The 6339-nt window shown below is 61.8% G+C and carries 6 protein-coding genes and 1 pseudogene; 1 reads left to right on the plus strand and 6 read right to left on the minus strand.

The window, feature by feature from the left end:
• The first annotated feature begins 95 nt into the window (after positions 1-95).
• On the plus strand, positions 96-350 hold the full coding sequence (locus AB4Y42_RS39780) for a hypothetical protein (protein WP_368697351.1): 255 nt from the start codon (positions 96-98) through the stop codon (positions 348-350).
• A gap of 227 nt (positions 351-577) precedes the next feature.
• Here the strand turns inward: AB4Y42_RS39780 and AB4Y42_RS39785 are convergent, their stop codons facing one another.
• The 6 genes and pseudogenes from AB4Y42_RS39785 to AB4Y42_RS39810 all read right to left on the minus strand — a co-directional run.
• Positions 578-1030 carry a hypothetical protein gene (locus AB4Y42_RS39785; protein ID WP_368697352.1) on the minus strand — a complete coding sequence of 151 codons (453 nt, stop codon included), beginning with the start codon at positions 1028-1030 and terminating at the stop codon, positions 578-580.
• Between the two features lie 71 nt (positions 1031-1101).
• Positions 1102-1611, minus strand: a complete 510-nt coding sequence (locus tag AB4Y42_RS39790; protein ID WP_368697353.1) for an NADH-quinone oxidoreductase subunit B family protein — start codon at positions 1609-1611, stop codon at positions 1102-1104.
• Positions 1611-3173: an NADH-quinone oxidoreductase subunit C gene (locus tag AB4Y42_RS39795; RefSeq protein ID WP_368697354.1), complete on the minus strand. Its 1563-nt coding sequence runs from the start codon at positions 3171-3173 to the stop codon at positions 1611-1613. The genes AB4Y42_RS39790 and AB4Y42_RS39795 overlap by 1 nt, the downstream gene beginning before the upstream one ends.
• Positions 3174-3176: 3 nt before the next feature.
• Positions 3177-4640 (minus strand): hydrogenase 4 subunit F, encoded by a 1464-nt coding sequence (locus AB4Y42_RS39800; protein ID WP_368697355.1) that lies wholly within the window; start codon positions 4638-4640, stop codon positions 3177-3179.
• Positions 4633-5292, minus strand: a complete 660-nt coding sequence (locus tag AB4Y42_RS39805) for a formate hydrogenlyase (protein ID WP_342920062.1) — start codon at positions 5290-5292, stop codon at positions 4633-4635. Before AB4Y42_RS39805 ends, AB4Y42_RS39800 begins: the two co-directional genes overlap by 8 nt.
• Positions 5293-6114: pseudogene (locus tag AB4Y42_RS39810) on the minus strand (respiratory chain complex I subunit 1 family protein); the annotation flags it as partial.
• Positions 6115-6339 lie beyond the last annotated feature (225 nt).

Genomic DNA, 6339 nt, shown 5'->3' on the forward strand with positions numbered 1-6339 from the left:
CGGCTAGAATCGCCATGGCCGGTGAGCCTTGCGCACCGGCACCTTGCCATTCTCCGGATTGTCGGGCCGCCGCCCCTTTTTGGAACGATCTTCGATTGACCTGGCGTAACAGAAAACGGCTTGCGTTATCTCGGGCCTTCATGCAGCGATACAACGACTGCGTGCCCCGATGGAATCCAAAATCTTCACAGGAGCCGGTGAGCGGCGACCAGGTTAAGGCGCGTTATAAGGCAATCGTCGCGTCGCTCGGTAAGGATGAATTCAAGGCACACATCATCACGGTGCCGAACGATGAAGCGGCGGAGAAGATGCTCGACGCATTGCGATTCACCTGGAAGAGTAGCGCATAATCATCGGGCATATAAACAAGGTAACGTCTCCATGACATCCTTTATGCAAAGTTTGCATATCTCCATGCCGACATAGCATTAGACGATCACATCAGGCCACTTCATCATCGCGTCTGATTTCCGGCGAGCTAAAGCCGTTGATCTCGTCGATCATGTCATTCGTGATAAGTTCATTCGGCGGCACTTTCTCCTTTGTGACTCCAACCATTCCTGCATGGTTTCCAGAGTCAGTCAATGTATCGTCCGCTAAAGGCCCAAGCGAGCATCACAGCCAGCGCACCGAAACAGCACATCCATTGCGTGACAGCGGATCCAGTCCCGAACTCGGGGTTCGAAATCAGCGTGGTTTGGATCGCCAGGCCGAGAAGCGCACCTGGTTTCAGATGGTGCGTCCGCTCGATTCGCAGCCAGTACATCGAGAGCAGACTGGCCGACCAGCCGGAACCGACCAGGAGCCAGTCGATCACCCTGAAATCAAACGACCTGGCGGGATTCCTTGCGACATTCATGGCGATGTGCGAAATCGAAACCGTCACAACAAGAACGGCCAGGGCAACAAACCACGTCGGGTAGCGAAGCAGAACGGCAAACAGGAAGCCGAACATCGTGACGAGTTGAGGCCATGCCAGGCGCACGAGTGCGAGGCTCGCGCACAATTCGTCGAAATCGTCATCATGCATTGAGCGCGTCCCGGTGTGTGGAGGTACGGCACGGCGCATACCCGCCTGGATGTCGATCTTCCTGAATTACGCTAACGTGCCCGGCAGGCCGTCAGGATGCCCCGCAGCAAATCGATGGGTGGTGGTGGACAACCGGGGATTGCCACATCAACCGGCAGGACCGACGAAACCGGGCCGCATACGGCATAGCTGCCGGAAAATATGCCGCCCGTGCATGCGCATTCTCCTGCCGCTACGACGAGTTTCGGGGCTGGCGTTGCTTCATATGCCGCAAGCACGGCCGCCTTCATGTTCAAGGTCACGGGACCAGTTACGAGCAGCAGGTCCGCGTGGCGGGGGCTCGCAACGAACCTGATCCCCAGGCCTTCAATGTTGTAGTAAGGATTGCTGAGCGCGTGAATCTCCAGCTCGCATCCGTTACAGGAGCCCGCGTCGATCTGCCGGATGCATAGCGCTCGCCCGAGGAGATCGAGTATTTCCCGACGAATCTCTCGCTCCTCGTGTCGCCATGCATCTTCCACTGTCGGCGCTGGTTCGTCCGGAAAGCCGGAGCGCGCGAATTGCCGGATAAGCTGCCACATCAGAGGTCGTGCCCCGCGTAGTTCAGGTTGAACGACTTGTTGATCAGCGGAAAATCAGCAACGATGTTTCCAATGATCGCGTGCTCGAGTGCTGGCCAGGCCTGCCAGGATGGATCGTGGCAATGGCAGCGCGTAACCACATCGTCCGCCTCCAGTTCGAGCGCGACGAATACGTCACCGCGCCACCCCTCCACCCAGCCTGTCCCGCGCGACGATGCAGTGACCGGCTTCACGTCGACGGCAACGGATCCGGCAGGAAGGCTGGTGAGCAGTACACGTATCAGGCGCAGGGACTCGTCGATTTCGGCAAATCGCACGGCAACGCGCGCCGCGACGTCGCCCCGTGCGTCGCTTGCAGCCTTGACGGACACATCGTCGTACGGAGCGGGTTGCATGGCCGCGCGCAAATCGAATGTATGACCGCTGGCGCGAGCGGCCATGCCGCGCACGCCGAAATGTCCAGCGACGTCGGCAGTCAACCGGCCGGCACCAGCAAACCGGTCCTGCAATCCCGACTGGTCCTCGTAGATCTTGCGCATAATGCGGGCTTCACGCTCGATAGCATCGCACTGCTTCACCAGGGCCGTCGCGGTCTCCGGACGAATGTCGACTGACACGCCACCCGGTACGATCCGGTCCATCAGATAGCGATGCCCAAAGGCGTGCGCGTTCATCCGTATCCAGTCTTCCTTGAGCCGTGAGAACTGTGCGAGTCCGAAGGCGAACCCGGCATCGTTGCCGAGCGCGCCAAGGTCGCCCAGATGATTGGCAACCCGCTCCCGTTCCAGCAGGAGGGCGCGCACATACAGCGCGCGGTTCGGTACCGTGACACCGCACGCCTGCTCAAGCGCCATGCAGTATGCCCATGTAAACGCAACTGTCGAGTCGCCTGCAATCCGTGCCGCGACCCGATAGCCACCTGAGGCCGGCGTTCGTTCGAAGAGGCGCTCGACTCCGCGGTGCACATAACCCAGGCGCTCTTCAAGGCGCAGCACCTTTTCCCCAACGACCGAAAAGCGGAAGTGCCCCGGCTCGATGGTGCCGGCGTGGATCGGCCCGACCGCGATTTCGTGTACGCCGTCTCCCGCGACCTGCACGAAGGGGTAATCCGCCTCGCTGGACTCGAACGTCTCGACGCCTGATGCCTGTCTTTGCAACGGGAAATAGTCACCGGGCCAGTTGCCGTGATTGAGCCACGGGCGGGTGTCCTGCGCATCACGCGCCCGCAGGCCGCTGAGATCGAAGATTGCGCGCTGCATGCGCGCCGCGTACGGAAAAATGGCGGCAAGATCAGGGAAGCTCCCACCGGCCTGAGGGCTGCACCCCGTCGCAAGACGCACCCACATGATCCCGTCTTCGCACTCGTACGCCGCGTTTGCCGAAAAACCCCCGTCGGGTGCTTCGCAGCCCCACATCGTGATGAGCCGGCTCTGCTGCGAGTGTGCCATGTGCGCGACTTCGAGCCACCGCGCTTCGTTCACCTCCACGATGGCTGCCGGAATCTGTCCCGTTGCGGGTGACAGCCGGATCGCGCCTTCGATCTGTACCGTGTCAAGTCGCATGCTTCAGCCCCCCAGCATCGTTGCGGCCTGGCGATACCACGTTGCCAGGTAAGGCGGCACATAGAGGCCGAGCATCAGCCCGAGGCCCAGATGCACGAAGACCGGCAGCAGGGCAGGGCGATGCTCGAGCGGTTTTGCCGTGGTCGTTCCACCAAACACCATCCGCTGCACACGCGCGAAGATTGCCGCAAAAGCGACGGCGAGTCCGAGCAGGAGCAGGGGTGCCGTCCACGGTATCGTATTCATGGCGGTCGTCAGAATCAGGAACTCGCTCGCAAACACGCCGAACGGCGGCAGGCCGAGGATCGCGAGCGAGCCGAGCATCATTGCCCAGCTGACCGTCGGGCTGACCTGCAGCAGCCCGCGAATCCCGTCGATCGCCTGCGTGCCTGCCTTCTGCGCCGCGTGACCCACGGTGAAGAAGATGGCCGACTTGACGAGCGAATGGACGGTCATATGAAGCAGCCCGGCAAACGTCGCGATCGGGCCGCCAAGTCCGAACGCGAAGGTCATCAGCCCCATGTGCTCGATCGAGGACCAGGAGAACAGCCGTTTGACGTCCTTCTGGCGAAACAGCGAGAACGACGCAACCAGCACCGAAACGAGCCCGAATCCGACCAGCAACTGCCCCGGCAGGCCATTGCCCAGGGCACCGTCGGCAAGTACCTTGCAGCGCAGCACCACGTACAGCGCGACGTTCAGCAGAAGACCAGAAAGCACGGCCGAAATCGGTGTCGGGCCTTCGGCGTGGGCGTCCGGTAACCAGCTATGCATTGGTACCAGTCCGACCTTGGTGCCGTAGCCTACGAGCAGGAAGACGAAGGCGATCGATACGATGTTGGGGTCAAGGTGGATCCTGGCCGCTGCCAGGCTTGTCCAGAGCAGCGCATCATCGCCGCTCAACTGCCGGCTCGCCTCGAGGTAAAGCAGGATTGTGCCGAACAAGGCCTGCGCGATGCCGACTCCACACAGGATGAAGTACTTCCATGCGGCCTCGAGGCTCGCAGCTGTGCGGTAGACGCTGACCAGCAGCACGGTCGCGAGTGTGGCGGCTTCCATCGCGACCCAGAGTACCCCGAGATTGTTGGTCAGCAGCGCAAGCAGCATGGCGAAGATGAATAGCTGGTACATGCTGTGATACAGCCGCATGCGCCTGGCCGTCATCCGGCCACGGTCCTCTTCGACCTGCATGTACGGCCGCGAGAACAGTGACGTCGTCCAGCCGACGAATGCGGTCAGCGCGACGAGGTACACGTTGAGCGGATCGACATAAAATGCCCGACCGAACGCAAACGACGGGCCGTGTTCGACGGTACGCGCCGCGAGTACGAGCGTGGCAGCAAACGTCGCGACGCTGAATGCGACGTTCAGGTGCCGTGCGACACGGCTCGTTCGAGTGAGCGCCAGGCATGCGGCGGCCAGGAGCGGAATGCCGAGTACGGCGAGCACGACGTGGGCGTCACTCATCCCTGAGTTTCTCGATGTGATGGATGTCCAGGCTGTCGAACTGCTCCCGGATCTGGAACATGAACACGCCCAGAATCAGGATGCCGACCAGCACGTCCAGCCCGATGCCGAGCTCCACGATCATCGGCATGCCGTTGGTCGCGGCCGTTGCCGCGAAGAACAGGCCGTTCTCCATCGACAGGAAGCCGATCACCTGGGGAATCGCCTTCGCGCGCGTGATCATCGCCATGAACGACAGCAGCACGCACGCGAGTGCGATCCCGAGTGTGCCGTGCGCGACCGAGGTCGCGAGCTGGCTGATTGGCGAGGCGACGGTGAACGCGATGATGACGAGCACGATACCAATGAGCATCGTCGTCGGAATGTTGATGAGCGGCTCGACGTCGGCCCGCACGTCGAGCCTTCGCACAAGCCGGTACAGGATCCACGGAATCACACCGACCTTCAGCACGAGCGTGAGGCCCGCGGACACGTACAGGTTTGCATCGCCCGTCACGAATCCGAGGATCAGGTTTGCCAGCACGAGTACGACGCCCTGCAGCGTATAGAGGTGAATCAGCGAGAGGATCCGGCGCTGGCTCAGCATCGCGAACGACAGTGCGAGCAGCACTGCCGCGAGGAAGTTGATGAGTTGCGTCGCGTAACCGTGCATTCACGCCCCCAGCAGGATATGCACGAGCATGCCGATGACCGCGAGCAGGAAAGCGGTGGCGAGAAACTCGGGAACGCGGAAAATGCGCATTTTCGCGTTTGCGGTTTCGACCGCGGCAAGTGCAGCACCGCCCGCCATGAGCTTGATGAAAAGCACCGGCAGCGCGAGCAGCAGCGCAAACGGGCTGCCTGCCCCGGCGATGCCCCAAGGTACGAACAGCGCCAGTCCAATGCATGAGTACGCGAACAGCTTCAGGCTCGCCGCCCATTCCATCAGCGCGAGGTGTCGTCCTGAATATTCGAGGATCAGCGCCTCGTGGATCATCGTCAGCTCGAGGTGAGTGGTGGGATTGTCGACCGGCAGGCGCGCGTTCTCGGCGAGCGACACCAGCGTGAACGCAATACCCGCGAAGGCCAGGCTCGGATAGATCGTGAGTTCACTCCGGCCCAGCGTTGCGACGATGTTCGTGAGCAGTGTCGACTGCGTGATCAGCGAGGCAGAGAACAGCACCATCAGCAGCGCCGGCTCTGCGAGGAAGCCGATCAGCATCTCGCGGCGGGCGCCGAGCGTGCCGAACGCGGTGCCGATGTCCATCGCAGCGAGCGACAACGCGACTCGCGCGAGCGCAAACAGGCCGACGAGCGCGATCGCGTCCGCAGCAGGTGACAGCGGCAGTTCAGTCGACAGCGTGGGCACGATCGCACACGCGAGCGTCATCGCGGCCCAGACGACGTAGGGGGCCCCACGGAACACCGGACTTGCACTGTGCGCGACGACCGATTCCTTGTTGAAGAGCTTGTGGAGCGTCCGGTACGGCTGCCAGTGAGGCTGACCCGGTTCGACGGACGGATTTGCAGCCAGCGATTTGATGCGATCTAACCTCCGCTGAGTGTTGAGTCGCGGGTTGTCCACGGGCGGGCGGCGGGTCGCCTCTCACGACCATGACGCTGCCCGCCGGTGGGCAACCCGCAAGGCGATACGGTTTGCCTTTTAACGTTGAGGTTTTCGAATTCAAGCGGCGAACGGTAGCCAATGCTGCTGTGCAGG

Source organism: Paraburkholderia sp. EG286B (genome assembly GCF_040965655.1).
Lineage (GTDB): Bacteria > Pseudomonadota > Gammaproteobacteria > Burkholderiales > Burkholderiaceae > Paraburkholderia.

Coding starts and splice junctions, on each gene's coding strand:
- AB4Y42_RS39785 (WP_368697352.1), bottom strand. CDS start 1,030: ATGCATGATGACGATTTCGACGAATTGTGCGCGAGCCTCGCACTCGTG.
- AB4Y42_RS39805 (WP_342920062.1), bottom strand. CDS start 5,292: ATGCACGGTTACGCGACGCAACTCATCAACTTCCTCGCGGCAGTGCTG.
- AB4Y42_RS39795 (WP_368697354.1), bottom strand. CDS start 3,173: ATGCGACTTGACACGGTACAGATCGAAGGCGCGATCCGGCTGTCACCC.
- AB4Y42_RS39800 (WP_368697355.1), bottom strand. CDS start 4,640: ATGAGTGACGCCCACGTCGTGCTCGCCGTACTCGGCATTCCGCTCCTG.
- AB4Y42_RS39790 (WP_368697353.1), bottom strand. CDS start 1,611: ATGTGGCAGCTTATCCGGCAATTCGCGCGCTCCGGCTTTCCGGACGAA.